Here is a 15,494-nt window from a genome sequence, read left to right as displayed (position 1 = left end):
GTGCTCGCTCAGTTACATTAATAAGCAGTTTGCAGACGCTGTTCGTATTGTTTGATCCATTGAGACGCTTCCTGCCAGTTGTTCACGCGAATAATCCTGTCGTCAACGGGCATTTGATTATAAGGGGAGTTAAAAAGGATAACCGGGATGTCAGCTTCTTTTGCAATCATTGTGGCATTGCCATGATGGTCTTCAAAAAATACATCAATCTTGTGCTTTTGGACGGCTTCCAACTTATGATGACCGCCAACCAGCTCAATAGCATCATAGTGCACATCATGTTCTTGAAACCACTTGTAGGTAATATCCGAATGCTGCTGCCTTCTTGCTGTAATATAAATCAGTTTGTGCTGCTGCTTCATTTGGTCGAGGATCTCTTTTGCACCCTCAGCAGGCTCTGCCTGTTTATAAATAAGAGGCTCGTGCTGATCCATCCAGCCCCAAAATTCTTCTTGAGAAATCTTTAAAAGCTTCGTCAAATCATACTCTGTCATATCTTCTAGTGTCATGGCACATTGGAACGACTCATTTAAGTAGGGAACAAAGGTGTCCTGCGCCGTCACTGTACCATCAATATCAATTCCTAAACGTAACATGCCCACACTCCTCATTTTTATACTCTTAAAGTGTAACATAATCAATTCACAATTCCAGCAAGTTTTAACAAACATGAAACAGACATTTTTGCTCATACTAAAAAAGCTCCTTTCTATCAACCAAAAGGGGGAATTGATCATGGAAAGAGACGAGGATTTCAGAAGAAATGATCGTGAAATCGACACACACTTTAGTAATGATGATGGCTATTTAGAGGAAACAGCTGCTGAAATTGCAGAGCCATATCAAGCTTCAAGAGATCGAGAAGATAGACGAGGACGTGACCATGCAGGTGACGATTCAGGCAGTAAAGGGATAGGCTATACAGCACTCGCGATTGCGATTATCTCATTATTTGTCTTGCCGGTGCTATTAGGGGTAGCGGCAATCGTCGTTGGTTATATTGCACGAAGAAAAGGAGCACATGCGCTTGGCGCGTGGTCAATTGGGATCGGAATTGTTTCCGTCATCCTAGGCATATTTATCACCCCGTTCTTTTAACAAGAACAGAAAAACGCCTGACGTCACCAGTCAGGCGTTTTTTGTTAGGCATTCGCTTGTTTTTCTTTTTCAGCTTCCATTTTTGCATAATGTTCTTCAGCGATTTTATCGATTTCTTTTTTCAGTTCTTCGACCATTGTTTCTTCCGGCACTTTACGAACAATTTCACCTTTACGGAACAATAAGCCTTCGCCTCGAGCGCCTGCGATTCCGATGTCCGCTTCACGCGCTTCACCTGGACCGTTTACAGCGCAGCCGAGAACAGCTACTTTAATCGGTGCTTTGATTTTAGAAATATATTCTTCGACTTCATTTGCAATGCTGATGAGGTCAATTTCAATTCGTCCACAAGTTGGGCAGGAGATCAGTGTTGCTGCATTTGATGCAAGACCAAATGATTTCAACAATTCACGTGCTACTTTTACTTCCTCAACTGGGTCAGCACTTAATGAAATGCGGAGTGTGTTCCCAATCCCCATATTCAAAATAGCGCCAAGTCCAGCTGCACTTTTGACTGTACCTGCAAATAACGTGCCTGATTCTGTAATCCCAAGGTGAAGAGGATAATCAAAGGCTTTAGCTGCTTTTTCATATGCCTCAATTGCAAGGTTTACATCAGATGCTTTCATACTGACGATGATGTCATGAAAGTCTAGGTCTTCTAGAATTTTAATGTGATGCAGTGCACTTTCGACCATACCATCTGCCGTTGGATAGCCGTATTTATCAAGAATTTTTTTCTCTAATGAACCAGCGTTTACGCCAATACGAATTGGAATGCCTTTTTCTTTTGCTGCTTTGACAACCGCTTCGACTTTTTCTCTTCTTCCGATGTTTCCTGGATTGATTCGGATTTTGTCTGCGCCTGCTTCAATCGCTTTCAGAGCAAGCTTATAGTCAAAATGAATATCCACAACAAGCGGGATGTTAATTTGCTTTTTAATGTCCGCAATTGCATTTGCTGCACGCTCATCTGGACATGCGACACGCACGATTTGACAGCCTGCCTCTTCTAAACGTTTAATTTCAGCGACTGTCGCTTCGACATCATGTGTTTTGGTTGTTGCCATACTTTGAATGACAACCTCATTATTTCCACCTATAGTTAAAGGTCCCACTTTGACGGGACGCGTTTTAGTACGATGTGTGACTTCACTCACTTGTCAATCGCTCCTTAGTGTACAAGCAATCCTTTGCCGTGTACGTCGTGTTTTACAGTTCATATTGTAACAGTCTCTTTGTATGAATGACAAGGAATTAACGTTTTATCTCTTATAGACAGGAAACTTATATGTGCTGCCTGCCCTGATTTCGTTCGCTTTGACACCTTGATTCAGCTCCTCGAAATCTTTAATGACATCATCAAGCGGCTTGCTTGTATGTACGATGGAGAGGACCGTTTCACCTTGTTTTACAGTGACGTTCTTATATGTCTTTTTCTCAGCTGTTTGAAGGGCACTTGCTGGAACGGCTGGGTTTTCCTCAACAGGAATGGTTCCATTTTTTAAATCAAAAAAGATAATAAAGAGGACAAACAAACTGATTAGTAAAAAAAGAATTCGCCGCATTTTACTCACCGCTTTTAAGAGTTTACTTCAGTCTATGCATGTCCTGAAATGATAGAACCAAAAAGAGGAGAAAAGCTGAAAAGGATGGTTCTAGTTAGTTCTAGTAAGCCTTGTAATAAAAACTGCTTGGGGCGTTGGTGTAGTAATTAGGAGAGCAACCTCATATGGCCATTATGATAAAATAAACAGGGGGGGGATTTTATGAAGAAGGTTAGTCAGCATATATATGTGAGAACACTAACAGAAAATGATGCAGCATCACTGTTAACATTAGAGCTTGAGAATCGCTCATATTTTCAGGAATTTACACCTTTGGTCAAAGATGATTTCTTCACGTTACCTCGTCAAATTGAACGCATTCAGCGCGGTGTGCAAAGAAGTGCACAAGATGAATCTTACATGCACGGTATTTTCTTAAATGAAACAGGTGCCTTAATTGGGACGATCTCATTAAGTTCTGTCGTAAGAGGTCCAATAGAAGGAGCTTGGCTCGGGTATGTACTCGATCAAAGGCAGGGCGGAAATGGATATATGACAGAAGCCATTCGTTTAATCATTGACTATGCCTTTTTTGAGTTGAATCTCCATCGTATTGAGGCTGGAGTAAAGCCGAGTAATAAGGGTTCCATTCGTGTACTTGAAAAGACAGGTTTTGAAAATGAGGGACTAAATCGTAAAAAAGTAAAGATTAATGGAGTGTGGGAGGATCACTACTTGTTTGCGATCATCCATCCAGATGAGTCCTAGAGCATAAACATACATAAAAAGCTCCTCCGAGCCGGGGGAGCTTTCATTGTGTAGACAAATCCTTGTTGGATGGATCATTTACTTTTTTTTGCAGGTATTTCTTTAACAACAAGATATAAGAAGATAAAGTTAATGACCCAATTTAATAAAAATGAGTTTGCAACAGGCGTGTTTAATGCACTCATGATCGCGAAAAAGACCGTTGTTAATGTGAGTGAATAAGCGGAGAGCTTCCAAAGCATTTGGAAAGACAGCTCTTTTTGCTGCATTCGTTTAATAAATGTACCAAGCATCGCAAGGAATGTTGCGCTGATAAACATGAGAGCCGCAGTTGATAGATATAGCAGTACACAGATGACAGGGATGATAATCGCTTGGTTCTGATTTGTGACCCGTGCGAGTTCATCTTTTGTCAGCGTTCCACCAAGGAGCTGGTATGGAATATCTGTCATTTGTCCATCAATGGCAATCACTGCTTTTTCCTTTAATAAAGCGATGGCCGTTTGCTTTGATTCAAGCTCACTTGCTTTTATTTTTTCAGCAGGATCAAAGATGATCGTGATGCCGTTTTCTTCTTTTTCTATCGGTGCACTTTGATCCGCTTGAAGTTTACCTTTTTCAATCGAAAAGTCGGGTAAATCTTTTTTGATCACATGCTGAAATCCTGACATCGCATTCGAGACCTCTTGGCTCATATGATACCCCTGAGGAACTGCTGCGATGATTGAAAGGATAAAAATGAATAAAATTGCTTTACCGATCCCTGTAAAGCGTGCTTTAGCAATATCTTTTGGTGAATAAATTCCTTTTAACAATAGATTAAATACGTTCAATACCCATTCACTTCCTACATTCTTTTCTATTTCTCATATTGTATCAATGTCTATCCATCAAGTACAAGTATGGCCTTCATCACTGGTTAAGATAGAAGGAATGAGGCATAATGTATACAGCATATAAAAAGGAGGCGGCAGGGTCTTGGACGTTTTGTATTGGATACTGATTGGCTGTGCATTTATCATTGCGTTTGTTGGACTGGTTTATCCAATTATTCCGAGTGTGGTCTTTATGGTTCTCGGATTTATTTTATATGGTTTCTTCTTTAGCTTCGAGCCGCTTACACTGACGTTCTGGCTTATTCAGGCCATGTTTACTGCCGTCTTATTTGCGGCAGATTATGTCTCAAACTTGATTGGGGTAAAGCGCTTTGGCGGCAGCAAGGCAGCTATTTGGGGAAGCACCATTGGGTTATTAGCTGGTCCTTTTGTGATACCGATTGCAGGAATTATTATTGGTCCGTTTCTTGGGAGTGTCATTGCAGAGCTCCTTGTTCATCAAAAAGACCTGAAGACGAGTGTGAAAGTCGGATTAGGCTCATTAATTGGATTTGTATCAGGGGTTTTTGCAAAAGGATTGATTCAAGCGCTGATGCTGGGCATCTTTTTATTTTATGTCCTTCGCTAAGTTGAAAAAGGGTGTTTAAAACTTTTTCAAAAGGGCTAAATACAAAATAAACACTGAAATGTTTCAGAACATGAGCAATAACGTTGAAACAAGCTGTTTCTTTTGATACTCTTTGAGTAGGGTGAATTGCTGACTTACAAAGGAAGCATTTCAGTACATACATTTTAAGGAGGAATTTAACCATGGCTTTTAAACTTCCAGAATTACCATATGCTTACGATGCATTAGAACCACATATCGACAAGGAAACAATGACGATTCACCACACAAAACACCACAACACATACGTAACAAACTTAAACAAAGCAATCGAAGGTGTATCAGCTCTTGAAGATCAATCAATTGAAGAGCTAGTGGCTAACTTAAACTCAGTGCCTGAAAACATTCGTACAGCTGTACGTAACAATGGCGGAGGACATGCGAACCACTCATTATTCTGGACGCTTCTTTCACCAAACGGTGGCGGCGCACCAACTGGTGAACTTGCAGATGCAATCGAAAAAGAATTAGGTGGATTTGAAAAATTCAAATCTGATTTCGCTGCAGCAGCTGCAGGACGCTTTGGTTCTGGTTGGGCATGGCTTGTTGTAAACAACGGAAAACTTGAAATCACAAGCACGCCAAACCAAGATTCTCCTTTAACTGAAGGAAAAACGCCAATTCTAGGACTAGACGTTTGGGAGCATGCTTACTACCTAAACTACCAAAACCGTCGTCCTGATTACATTTCAGCATTCTGGAATGTTGTGAACTGGGATGAAGTAGCTCGCCTTTACAGCGAAGCAAAATAAATCATTTGATTTGAAAAGACCTGCTCTTTAGAGATGCAGGTCTTTTTATATTTTCCCTCCTTTTTTTACATATCTGCCTTTTGATGAGACAGACTATTGTGTAGAAAAGGAGAATGAATGGTATGAGCAGATTAAAGAAAATGTTCGGGGACATGGATGTTACAAGAGATTTATTGCTCCTCCTCACGATTGGCGGGTTATATGCACTTGCCATTGCGCTTTCGAATACGTTTGTAAATGTGTACTTATGGAAACAGTCCGGGAAATTCACGGATCTTGCGATTTATAACTTGGCCATTGTGGTGCTTCAGCCCATTACGTTTTTATTCGCTGGCCGGCTCGCTAAAAAAATAGACCGGGCGTTTGTCCTTCGTTTCGGTGTCATCTTTTTAGCCGCTTTTTATTTAATTGTTTTAATGGCAGGAGAACAAGCGGCCGCACGGCTTGTTTTATTGGGAAGTGTCCTTGGGATCGGCTATGGTTTTTACTGGCTTGCTTTTAACGTACTCACCTTTGAGATCACCGAGCCTGAAACTAGAGACTTCTTTAATGGGTTTCTCGGGGTGCTTACTTCAACTGCTGGCATGATCGGCCCTCTCATTGCGGGGATTGTCATTTCTCAGTTAACGGATGATACAGGCTACACAGTCATTTTCACATTATCGCTTTTTTTGTTTTCACTAGCGGTTGTGATGAGCTTTTTCCTCAAAAGAAGGCAGTCAAAAGGCAAATTTATTATCAAACAAATTTGGAAAGAACGCCATGCAGACGAGAATTGGCGTAAGATTACAACAGCTCATTTTTTTCAAGGGCTTCGTGAAGGGGTCTTTGTCTTCTTAATCAGTGTCTTCGTGTTTATTGCAACAAACAGTGAGCTTGCTCTCGGGACGTTTGGTTTAGTGAATTCAGGTGTTGCGTTTTTTGCTTATTTCTTCGCTACACGTTTGATTAAGAAAAAGTGGCGGAAGAAGGCCATCATGCTTGGCGGACTGATTTTATACGGCGCCTTGTTTTTAATTGTCTTCCACTTGTCCTATGTTTCACTTCTGATGTATGCGGTAGCCATTGCAATAGGATATCCGCTCCTGCTTGTTCCTTATGTATCCTTAACATATGATGTCATCGGCCATGCAAGGTATGCCAGAAAGGCCCGAATTGAATATATTGTGGTCAGAGAGCTATTTTTAAATGCCGGCCGTATTTGTTCGATTGTTTTGTTCCTGCTGTCTGTCACCTTACTAGGAGATGAGCTTGGAATCCCAGCATCTCTTGTTGTGCTCGGGGCGGGACATACCCTCATTTATTATTTTGTAAAAGATATTCATTTGAAAGAAAAAACAGCTGATATGAAAGAGGCTGACGGTCAAAAGCCAGTTTCTCACACGAACCTTATTAAGGGAGAAAGGTAAAATTTCTTACCAATGGAACATCAAATTTCTAGATAAATGATAGAAAAACCGCTAAAATGATGATGGCACCTTTTATACATAAAAAGGGGTGCCATTTCTTTCTTGATAGAAAAGGTGATGTGATGAGAAACAAGAAAAACAAAAAAGACGCGAAGGAAGGGCGCAAAACACTTCCGATCCGGCTAAATTTATTATTTTTAGCTGCCTTTATTATTTTTACCGGCGTTGTCGTTAGACTCGGGTTTGTGCAAATTGTCAATGGAGAAGATTATAAAAAGCAGGCAGAAAAACAAGAGGATGTGAATGTCAGCTCATCTGCTCCGCGCGGAAAAATTTACGATCGGAACTATAATACGATTGTCAGCAATAAAGCGCTAAATGCCATTACATATACGAGAACCTCAACGACTTCACAAGAAGAGCGGCTCAAAGTGGCATCAAAATTAGCGGATATGATTCATGTGAGTACGAAAAAAATCACAGATCGTGACAAAAAAGATTTCTGGATCTTAACGCATCCGAATGAAGCGAAAAAGCTTGTCCAAAAGGAATCGGAATTAAAGGGTGACGATAAGGTTTCTGATGATAAACTATATCAGCTTCAGTTAAAACGCATCACAGACAAGGAATTAAATCAACTGACGAAAAAAGATTTACAAGTGCTTGCCATTAAAAGGCAGATGGATGCAGGCTATGCACTGACACCTCAATTTATTAAAAATGAAGATGTCAAGCCAAGCGAAATTGCTTACGTCTCTGAGCATTTGGACGAGCTTCCAGGTGTTGATGTGACGACAGACTGGTCACGCAGCTATCCGTATAAAGGACTGCTCCGCAGTATGCTCGGCAGTGTGTCTTCAAGTGATGAAGGTCTTCCGTCGTCACTGCTTGAACATTATCTATCACTCGGCTACAGCCGAAATGATCGTGTAGGAAAAAGCTATCTTGAATATCAATATGAAGATGTGCTACAAGGTCAAAAAGAAAAAGAACAAAGTACAACTGATAAACAGGGCAATGTCACAAGCTCTAAAGTGTTAACAGAAGGTAAGAGCGGGAAAGACCTTGTGCTTACAATTGATATCCAGCTGCAAAAAGCAGTTGAAAAAATTATTGAAAAGAACTTGAGAAGTGCGAAACAAAGAGGGGGAACAGAGCTTCTTGATCGCGCATTTGTTGTCATGATGGACCCGAGAAATGGAGAGGTTCTCTCTGTTGCGGGTAAGCAGATTTCTAACAAAAACGGAAAATACAAATTCGATGACTACTCATTAGGAACGATGACATCCTCATATGCGATGGGATCAGCTGTAAAAGGGGCAACGGTACTGACTGGATATAAAACAGGCGCTATTCATATTGGAAGTACCCAATACGATGAACCTCTCTATATCGCCCAGTCGCCGCCAAAGAAATCCTATCAAAATATGGGAGTCATTAATGATTTAACAGCACTAGAGCGTTCATCAAACGTATATATGTTCAAAACAGCGATCGCCATTGGGAAAAGCGAATATCGTAAGAATCAGCCGCTCCCAATTGATCCGAAAGCATTTGATACGTTCCGCTACAATTTCAGTAAATTTGGTCTTGGCGTCAAAACAGGTATTGACCTGCCAAACGAAGCAACGGGCTACAGAGGAACGTCTACACAATCGGGGCTCTTACTTGACTATGCGATTGGACAGTATGATACGTTTACACCGCTGCAAATGGCGCAATACGTTTCAACCATTGCAAATGGCGGGTATCGATTACGTCCGCAGCTTGTCAAAGAAGTGAGAGAGCCAGACCCGCAGCGCGGCATTGGAGCTGTGACGGAATCCGTCAAACCAGATGTATTGAATAAGCTAGACATGACAAGTGATGAAATCAAGCGTGTCCAGCAAGGCTTCAAGCTTGTGATGCAGAACCCAAGAGGGACAGCCTATTCAAACTTTGGCAACAAAAAGTATAATCCAGCAGGCAAAACAGGAACCGCTCAATCATTCTATGACGGCCCAATTAAAAGCAAGCGCGGTACACCGACCTATAACACAACGCTTGTAGCGTATGCGCCTGCTGATAATCCAGAAGTGGCCATTTCCGTTGTCGTGCCATGGGTGTATCAAGACTACAACCAGCGCTACCCAATTACAAATGATATTGGTGAACAAGTATTAGACAAGTACTTTGAACTGAAATCAAAACAGGAAAGCGATGATACACAGGCGAAAAACAAAAACAAAATTGAAAATGAAGCAGAAACAAATGACTAGACCTTTCATAGGTAAAAACGCTCACTTTTTGTGGGCGTTTTTTTACGTTTTCTTCAAAAATTCCGATATAAATTGACAAAATTCATAAAAAACGCCGCAATTTCTCTACAAAACTTCGACATTTACAAAACCTTAACATTCCATTTAAACGAAATTAATAAAGAACCTTTAATGTATTACTCGTAGGACAAATTATTCAGGGGGTATTCTTGAAATGAAAAAGAACAAATTATGGCTGCTTACTTTCCTTACTATCGCATTGTTAGCATTCGTCACAGCATGCGGAAACAGCAGCTCAAGCGGAGATTCAAAAGACAGTAAAGGAAATGCTTCAAACAAAGATGAAGCATCAGGCTCCATTACCATCTCAGGATCGTCTGCGATGCAGCCTTTAGTTCTTGCGGCAGCAGAAAAATTCATGGATAAACATCCAAAAGCCGATATTCAAGTACAAGCCGGCGGTTCGGGAACAGGACTTTCTCAAGTTTCAGAAGGATCTGTACAAATTGGTAACTCAGATGTATTCGCTGAAGAGAAAGACGGAATCGACGCAAAAGCTTTAAAAGACCACAAAGTAGCAGTTGTTGGAATGGCCGCAGCTGTAAACCCTGAAGTGGGTGTCAAAGACATCACAAAGGACGAATTGAAAAAAATCTTCACTGGTAAAATCAAAAACTGGAAAGAGCTTGGCGGGAAAGACCAAAAAATCACGCTTGTAAACAGACCTGATTCTTCAGGAACTCGTGCAACATTTGTGAAATATGCACTTGATGGCGCAACACCTGCAGAAGGAATCACAGAAGATTCTTCAAACACAGTGAAAAAACTGATTGCAGAAACACCAGGTGCGGTTGGATACCTAGCATTCTCTTATTTAACAGATGACAAAATTACACCGCTTAGCATTGATGGTGTGAAACCGGAAGAAAGCAATGTAGAAAGCGGTAAATATACAATTTGGGCATACGAGCACTCTTATACAAAAGGTGAGCCGGAAGGTCTAGCAAAACAATTCTTAGATTACCTTATGAGTGACGAAGTACAAAAAGAAATCGTCAAAGACCAAGGCTACATCTCAGTCTCTAATATGAAAGTAGAAAGAGATGCGGCAGGCAAACAATCAGATAAGTAAGAGGTCTTGAATTGCTGATGAAGGAAAAGTGGAGCATTTCACTTTTCCTTTTATGACATTCATAGGAGTGTAGAAAAAGATGAAGCAGATAGAACATACAGAAGCGAGCGATCGACTGATCAGCTCGAAGAAAAATAGGCAAATGGATGAAGTAAGAGGAAGTATTTTGGTGAAATTCTGCGCATTCTTAATGATTGCAGTATCCATCGCCATCACCATCTTTCTTGGCATTAAGGGTTTACAATCTTTCATCGTAAATGGTGTAAGCCCAATTGAGTTCTTAACCAGTATCAATTGGAACCCAACAGCAGAAAACCCGGAGTACGGTGCATTTCCTTTTATCTTTGGATCGATCGCCGTCACACTTCTCTCGGCACTCATTGCAGCGCCGCTAGGCATCGCAGGAGCGATCTTTATGACAGAAATTGCACCTGCATGGGGCCGGAAAATTCTCCAGCCAGTCATTGAATTGCTTGTAGGGATTCCATCCGTTGTTTACGGATTCATAGGTCTTACAGTATTGGTGCCGTTTATCGGACATTTCAAGTCAAGCGGCTCAGGGCATAGCGTATTAGCAGGAACAATTGTCCTGTCTATTATGATTCTGCCAACCGTTACATCCATTGCAACTGATGCAATGGCTTCCCTTCCAAAAAGTTTGCGTGAGGGATCGTATGCACTTGGCGCAACAAGATGGCAAACGATTAGACGTGTGCTTGTACCGGCAGCTCTTCCAACATTAATGACAGCGGTCGTTCTTGGGATGGCAAGAGCATTTGGAGAAGCCCTTGCCGTTCAGATGGTCATTGGAAACACGCGTAATTTACCAGAGAGCATTATGGATACAGCTGGTACGTTAACAACCATTATTACGTTAAACATGGGTCACACAACGTATGGAAGTGTTGAAAACAATACACTTTGGTCAATGGGGCTTGTCCTTCTAGTTGTATCGTTTATGTTCATTCTCATTATCAGATACTTGTCGTCTAGGAGGAAAATTTAATGAATAGCAAAATGACCGATCGTTTTGCCACGTTTATTTTTGGATTATGTGCCGCCATTATTACGGCGATCCTAGTTGGTTTGTTTTCTTATATCATCTTCAACGGTGCAAAAGAATTAAATTTTGACTTTTTGACAACTCGCTCAAGTGCAATTGGCTCTGGCGGAGGCATTAGGGATCAGCTGTTTAACTCGTTTTACATTTTGTTTATTACAATGCTGATCACAGTACCACTTGGTGTCGGCGGCGGAGTGTACATGGCTGAATATGCGCCTCAAAACAAAGTCACTGATTTTATTCGCACATGTATTGAAGTGCTGTCTTCACTTCCTTCCATTGTCATTGGTATGTTTGGTTTACTCATGTTTGTTAATTTAACAGGCTGGGGTTATACGATCATCGGAGGAGCTCTTGCGCTCACGGTGTTTAATCTGCCAGTGATGGTCAGGGTGACAGAAGACGCGCTTCGCTCTGTACCGAAGGATCAAAAGGAAGCATCACTAGCGCTCGGTGTGACGAAATGGCATACAGTGAAGACGGTCCTGATTCCAGGTGCGATTCCTTCTATTATTACCGGTGCGATTTTAGCGTCAGGAAGAGTCTTCGGGGAGGCAGCAGCGCTTCTTTTCACAGCAGGCCTCACCACACCACGTCTTGATTTTACAAACTGGAGTCCATTTTCTGATACGTCACCGCTGAATATTTTTAGACCGGCAGAAACATTAGCCGTTCATATATGGAATGTCAATACACAAGGAATCATTCCAGATGCAGAGGCCATTGCAAATGGTGCATCAGCCGTACTCGTGCTTTCAGTTTTAGTATTCAACTTAGCAGCTAGATGGCTTGGTTCATTTATTCATAAGAAGCTAACGTCAAAATAATGTGAGAGAGGTGTGAAGGGGATATGGTTCAAATGCTAGCAGAAAAAAAAGAGATTGCAGCAAAAAAGGCTCCACTTCAAGCGGAACAGATTTTACAGGTGCAGGATTTAAGCATTTATTATGGTGAAAAAAGAGCGGTCAATCACATTTCATTTGAAATTGAGAAGAACGCAATTACCGCATTAATCGGCCCATCTGGCTGCGGGAAATCAACCTTTTTACGCAGCATTAACCGCATGAACGACTTGATCCCAGGTGCGAGAAGTGAAGGGGCGATCATGTACGAAGGGCTCAATATTTTAGATGATCGCATTAATGTGGTGAATTTAAGAAGAGAAATCGGTATGGTTTTCCAAAAACCAAACCCATTTCCTAAATCGATCTACAATAACATTACCCATGCGTTAAAGTATGCGGGTGAAAAAAGAAAATCAGTGCTTGATGATGCGGTAGAGGAAAGTTTAACAAAAGCGGCGCTGTGGGATGAAGTCAAAGATCGTCTGCACCGCTCGGCGTTGTCATTATCCGGTGGTCAGCAGCAGCGCCTTTGTATTGCACGTACACTTGCGATGAAGCCCAGCGTTCTTTTATTAGATGAACCTGCTTCTGCCCTAGACCCGATCTCAAATGCAAAAATTGAAGAGCTATTATCAGAGTTGAAAAATGATTATTCGATCGTCATTGTGACACACAACATGCAGCAAGCGTTACGTGTATCTGATCATACGGCCTTTTTCCTGAACGGTGATCTAGTAGAATATGATGCCACTGAACGTATCTTTACACGTCCTGCGCAGCAAAAAACAGAAGACTATATCAATGGTCGATTTGGATAAGGCGGGTGGATTTTGATGAATGCAGTAGCTACTGAAACAGCCAAAAAAGAAGTGTTTCGTGTGAATGATATGAACCTTTGGTACGGACAGCATCACGCACTGAAGCATATTGATTTAGACATTAGAGAGCATGAAGTCACAGCGATTATCGGTCCGTCCGGCTGCGGAAAGTCAACATTTATAAAGACCTTAAATCTCATGGTCAAAACAGTGCCAGGTGTGAAAATTACCGGGGATATGATGTATAACGGTGACAATATTTTAAAAGGCCGTGTCGATCTAGTGGAGCTGCGTAAAAACGTCGGGATGGTCTTTCAAAAAGGGAACCCATTTCCTCAGTCTATCTTTGATAATGTCGTCTACGGACCAAGAATTCATGGAGTGAAGAGCAAGCAGCAATTGAAAGAAATCGCTGAAAAAGCGCTTCGTGATGTTGCCCTTTGGGATGAAGTGAAAGATCGATTAAGTGCGCCTGCATTAGGTCTTTCCGGCGGTCAGCAGCAGCGTCTTTGTATCGCAAGAGCCATTGCCACAAGTCCAGACATTTTACTAATGGATGAACCAACATCAGCGCTTGATCCAGTCTCAACATTAAAGATTGAAGAATTGATTATGAAATTAAAAGAGAAATACACGATTGCCATTGTGACGCATAACATGCAGCAAGCGGCTAGGGTATCAGACCGAACAGCCTTCTTTTTAATGGGGGAGCTTGTTGAGGTCAATGATACGAATGTGATGTTCTCTGAGCCAAATGACCAAAGAACAAATGATTATATATCTGGTCGATTTGGATAATAAAAACCCCCTGGAGGTCAGCGCCGCCAGAGGGTTTTTGTTGTTATTTTGTTAAGGCTTTGACGATTTGTTTGAACGTCATCCCTGTTTTTAAATTGAACTTGCCCGCACGAATTTCTTTATGGTAGCCGGCGTCAATCACGTAATCATTAAAATCTTTAGACGAGTTGATGATTCCGTCTTTTTCAAGCATGTCTGAAACATCACTTGTGCTCATCCCGTTTTTAATGACAAATTTGACCGATTTGCCTTTAGGCTTGTCCGATGTTTCTTTATCATTCTTAGAATCACCGTCTTCATTTGCTTTCAGTGCTTTTTCTTTATAATCGAGAAGCTGCTGATATGTTTCACGGCTGACGGAGACTTCTTTTTTAGAGTCTAAATAGTTTTTCACGTCAGTGTCTGTTACTTTCGCTGCGAGCGTTTCTTTTGTTGTTGTATCAGCAGCCGCTTCATCTTTTCCAGTGAGGAAAAAAACGATCGCCAGAACACCAGTTGCAAGAATCATGCCTGCCGCAAACGTTTGGATGCTTTTTTTCGTCATACAAGCACCTTCTCGTTGTCTTTAATGATCATGTTGACCTCATCTACAGATACATGCTCAGCGCGCGCAATGGCCTCAGGAGACATGCCATTTTGATGCTTTGAAATGATTTGTCTTGCGATAGATGGATCAATTTCTGAATGTTTGCGGACGACGATGTTTGTCTCAAGCAATTCTTCTTCAAGAACCTTCATTTTCTTTTTCAGTTTATAGATTTCTTGCATTGCAGATAGTTGAAGTGTTTCAAGTTCCTGCTCGACTTCTTTAATCGGCTCTCTTTGAAAATATGAGAATGCGATCAGTACGATACTGACAACAAGCAATCCGATAATTGCAATTTCCATGTTTCATCACCTTTTATTCATATTTTAATGCTGAAAGCCATAAAAGGCTTTCATGATTGTTTCAGACAGTTTTCGACCCTTCTTTTTTATACCATAAAAAAGCTAGTTTCAAAAGGAATTGCTGAAAAAATCACCTTTTTTTCATCTTTTTTCTTTTTATATGAAAAACGAGTATGAAAACCTTGCCCGCTGTCAAAATAAAAGAGGCAGTGGGGGAAAAGAGGGATTCTCATGTATACAGTACGACAAAGATTGAGGTTTTATAGGGGAGCAGGCCATTTTTCATGAAATGAACGTGCGATATGGATCAGAACGCGGACAGGATTGCACTGAAATTGAAATTGGTGAAAAAACATTCTAGCATTCCTAAGCTAGAAGTGGTATTATAGTTAGGTCTGAATGTGAATTGATTTTAGTTTGGAGGGAAAAACATGCGCGTAAATATTACTCTAGCTTGCACTGAATGCGGTGAGCGTAACTATATTACTAAAAAGAATAAGCGAAACAATCCAGATCGCGTTGAATTCAAAAAGTATTGCTCACGTGATAAAAAACAAACTTTACATCGTGAAACAAAGTAAGCAGCAGGGAATTTTCCTGCTGTTTTTTTATGAT

18 protein-coding genes are annotated in these 15,494 nt (G+C 41.1%); 12 read left to right on the top strand and 6 right to left on the bottom strand.

Translation table 11 applies throughout. The features are described from left to right. Nucleotides 1-17: 17 nt before the first annotated feature. Nucleotides 18-596, bottom strand: coding sequence for a 5' nucleotidase, NT5C type (locus ACLGGR_RS12040; RefSeq protein WP_142945443.1), 579 nt, complete (start codon nt 594-596; stop codon nt 18-20). Nucleotides 597-735: 139 nt separating this feature from the next. On the opposite strand from ACLGGR_RS12040, the gene ACLGGR_RS12035 reads away from it, so the two are divergent. Continuing rightward, the gene (locus ACLGGR_RS12035; protein ID WP_039180010.1) at nt 736-1,098 is read left to right on the top strand and encodes a DUF308 domain-containing protein; all 363 of its coding nucleotides are present in this window, start codon (nt 736-738) and stop codon (nt 1,096-1,098) included. Nucleotides 1,099-1,142: 44 nt separating this feature from the next. Here the strand turns inward: ACLGGR_RS12035 and ispG are convergent, their stop codons facing one another. Next, nucleotides 1,143-2,258: a flavodoxin-dependent (E)-4-hydroxy-3-methylbut-2-enyl-diphosphate synthase gene (ispG, locus tag ACLGGR_RS12030; RefSeq protein WP_024423001.1), complete on the bottom strand. Its 1,116-nt coding sequence runs from the start codon at nt 2,256-2,258 to the stop codon at nt 1,143-1,145. A 105-nt stretch (nt 2,259-2,363) separates the two neighbouring features. Then, nucleotides 2,364-2,666, bottom strand: a complete 303-nt coding sequence (locus ACLGGR_RS12025) for a hypothetical protein (RefSeq protein WP_039180007.1) — start codon at nt 2,664-2,666, stop codon at nt 2,364-2,366. A 201-nt stretch (nt 2,667-2,867) separates the two neighbouring features. On the opposite strand from ACLGGR_RS12025, the gene ACLGGR_RS12020 reads away from it, so the two are divergent. Beyond that, the gene (locus tag ACLGGR_RS12020) at nt 2,868-3,413 is read left to right on the top strand and encodes a GNAT family N-acetyltransferase (RefSeq protein ID WP_251216523.1); all 546 of its coding nucleotides are present in this window, start codon (nt 2,868-2,870) and stop codon (nt 3,411-3,413) included. Nucleotides 3,414-3,487: 74 nt separating this feature from the next. Here ACLGGR_RS12020 and ACLGGR_RS12015 read toward each other — a convergent pair whose 3' ends face one another. Then, nucleotides 3,488-4,246: a DUF1189 domain-containing protein gene (locus tag ACLGGR_RS12015; RefSeq protein ID WP_142945440.1), complete on the bottom strand. Its 759-nt coding sequence runs from the start codon at nt 4,244-4,246 to the stop codon at nt 3,488-3,490. A gap of 145 nt (nt 4,247-4,391) precedes the next feature. On the opposite strand from ACLGGR_RS12015, the gene ACLGGR_RS12010 reads away from it, so the two are divergent. The 9 genes from ACLGGR_RS12010 to pstB (ACLGGR_RS11970) all read left to right on the top strand — a co-directional run bounded on the left by ACLGGR_RS12010 (nt 4,392) and on the right by pstB (ACLGGR_RS11970) (nt 13,991). Continuing rightward, complete coding sequence (locus ACLGGR_RS12010) at nt 4,392-4,877, top strand: DUF456 domain-containing protein (protein WP_039180001.1); 486 nt, start codon at nt 4,392-4,394, stop codon at nt 4,875-4,877. A 182-nt stretch (nt 4,878-5,059) separates the two neighbouring features. Further along, complete coding sequence (gene sodA, locus ACLGGR_RS12005) at nt 5,060-5,668, top strand: superoxide dismutase SodA (protein ID WP_007501264.1); 609 nt, start codon at nt 5,060-5,062, stop codon at nt 5,666-5,668. 122 nt (nt 5,669-5,790) lie between these two features. After that, the gene (locus ACLGGR_RS12000) at nt 5,791-7,077 is read left to right on the top strand and encodes an MFS transporter (protein WP_095409022.1); all 1,287 of its coding nucleotides are present in this window, start codon (nt 5,791-5,793) and stop codon (nt 7,075-7,077) included. A gap of 122 nt (nt 7,078-7,199) precedes the next feature. After that, nucleotides 7,200-9,335 (top strand): peptidoglycan D,D-transpeptidase FtsI family protein, encoded by a 2,136-nt coding sequence (locus ACLGGR_RS11995; RefSeq protein WP_285846171.1) that lies wholly within the window; start codon nt 7,200-7,202, stop codon nt 9,333-9,335. 214 nt (nt 9,336-9,549) lie between these two features. Then, nucleotides 9,550-10,467 carry a phosphate ABC transporter substrate-binding protein gene (locus ACLGGR_RS11990; RefSeq protein ID WP_048238894.1) on the top strand — a complete coding sequence of 306 codons (918 nt, stop codon included), beginning with the start codon at nt 9,550-9,552 and terminating at the stop codon, nt 10,465-10,467. 79 nt (nt 10,468-10,546) lie between these two features. After that, nucleotides 10,547-11,473, top strand: a complete 927-nt coding sequence (pstC, locus tag ACLGGR_RS11985; RefSeq protein WP_024422994.1) for a phosphate ABC transporter permease subunit PstC — start codon at nt 10,547-10,549, stop codon at nt 11,471-11,473. After that, complete coding sequence (pstA, locus tag ACLGGR_RS11980) at nt 11,473-12,357, top strand: phosphate ABC transporter permease PstA (protein ID WP_410973129.1); 885 nt, start codon at nt 11,473-11,475, stop codon at nt 12,355-12,357. The genes pstC and pstA overlap by 1 nt, the downstream gene beginning before the upstream one ends. Before the next feature lie 23 nt (nt 12,358-12,380). Then, nucleotides 12,381-13,193 (top strand): phosphate ABC transporter ATP-binding protein PstB, encoded by an 813-nt coding sequence (gene pstB, locus ACLGGR_RS11975; RefSeq protein WP_034280171.1) that lies wholly within the window; start codon nt 12,381-12,383, stop codon nt 13,191-13,193. A 15-nt stretch (nt 13,194-13,208) separates the two neighbouring features. Further along, nucleotides 13,209-13,991, top strand: a complete 783-nt coding sequence (gene pstB, locus ACLGGR_RS11970; protein WP_041106885.1) for a phosphate ABC transporter ATP-binding protein PstB — start codon at nt 13,209-13,211, stop codon at nt 13,989-13,991. A 43-nt stretch (nt 13,992-14,034) separates the two neighbouring features. Here pstB (ACLGGR_RS11970) and ACLGGR_RS11965 read toward each other — a convergent pair whose 3' ends face one another. Both ACLGGR_RS11965 and ACLGGR_RS11960 read right to left on the bottom strand, forming a co-directional pair. Further along, complete coding sequence (locus ACLGGR_RS11965; protein WP_024422990.1) at nt 14,035-14,535, bottom strand: endolytic transglycosylase MltG; 501 nt, start codon at nt 14,533-14,535, stop codon at nt 14,035-14,037. Continuing rightward, nucleotides 14,532-14,879 (bottom strand): hypothetical protein, encoded by a 348-nt coding sequence (locus ACLGGR_RS11960; protein WP_024422989.1) that lies wholly within the window; start codon nt 14,877-14,879, stop codon nt 14,532-14,534. Before ACLGGR_RS11960 ends, ACLGGR_RS11965 begins: the two co-directional genes overlap by 4 nt. 431 nt (nt 14,880-15,310) lie before the next feature. Here ACLGGR_RS11960 and rpmG point away from each other — a divergent pair, with 431 nt between their 5' ends. Then, a complete protein-coding gene (gene rpmG / locus ACLGGR_RS11955; RefSeq protein WP_008360061.1) occupies nt 15,311-15,460 on the top strand; it encodes a 50S ribosomal protein L33 in 150 nt (49 codons plus the stop codon). Nucleotides 15,461-15,494 lie beyond the last annotated feature (34 nt).

The sequence above is a fragment of the Bacillus sp. BD48 genome (genome assembly GCF_046566805.1).
Lineage (GTDB): Bacteria > Bacillota > Bacilli > Bacillales > Bacillaceae > Bacillus > Bacillus safensis.
Note: the sequence above shows the minus strand (reverse complement) of the source record. Positions and strands in the feature narration are given on the sequence as shown.

Coding starts and splice junctions, on each gene's coding strand:
- ACLGGR_RS12040 (WP_142945443.1), bottom strand. CDS start 596: ATGTTACGTTTAGGAATTGATATTGATGGTACAGTGACGGCGCAGGAC.
- ACLGGR_RS12035 (WP_039180010.1), top strand. CDS start 736: ATGGAAAGAGACGAGGATTTCAGAAGAAATGATCGTGAAATCGACACA.
- ACLGGR_RS12025 (WP_039180007.1), bottom strand. CDS start 2,666: ATGCGGCGAATTCTTTTTTTACTAATCAGTTTGTTTGTCCTCTTTATT.
- ACLGGR_RS12020 (WP_251216523.1), top strand. CDS start 2,868: ATGAAGAAGGTTAGTCAGCATATATATGTGAGAACACTAACAGAAAAT.
- sodA (WP_007501264.1), top strand. CDS start 5,060: ATGGCTTTTAAACTTCCAGAATTACCATATGCTTACGATGCATTAGAA.
- ACLGGR_RS12000 (WP_095409022.1), top strand. CDS start 5,791: ATGAGCAGATTAAAGAAAATGTTCGGGGACATGGATGTTACAAGAGAT.
- ACLGGR_RS11995 (WP_285846171.1), top strand. CDS start 7,200: ATGAGAAACAAGAAAAACAAAAAAGACGCGAAGGAAGGGCGCAAAACA.
- ACLGGR_RS11990 (WP_048238894.1), top strand. CDS start 9,550: ATGAAAAAGAACAAATTATGGCTGCTTACTTTCCTTACTATCGCATTG.
- pstC (WP_024422994.1), top strand. CDS start 10,547: ATGAAGCAGATAGAACATACAGAAGCGAGCGATCGACTGATCAGCTCG.
- pstA (WP_410973129.1), top strand. CDS start 11,473: ATGAATAGCAAAATGACCGATCGTTTTGCCACGTTTATTTTTGGATTA.
- pstB (WP_034280171.1), top strand. CDS start 12,381: ATGGTTCAAATGCTAGCAGAAAAAAAAGAGATTGCAGCAAAAAAGGCT.
- pstB (WP_041106885.1), top strand. CDS start 13,209: ATGAATGCAGTAGCTACTGAAACAGCCAAAAAAGAAGTGTTTCGTGTG.
- ACLGGR_RS11965 (WP_024422990.1), bottom strand. CDS start 14,535: ATGACGAAAAAAAGCATCCAAACGTTTGCGGCAGGCATGATTCTTGCA.
- ACLGGR_RS11960 (WP_024422989.1), bottom strand. CDS start 14,879: ATGGAAATTGCAATTATCGGATTGCTTGTTGTCAGTATCGTACTGATC.
- rpmG (WP_008360061.1), top strand. CDS start 15,311: ATGCGCGTAAATATTACTCTAGCTTGCACTGAATGCGGTGAGCGTAAC.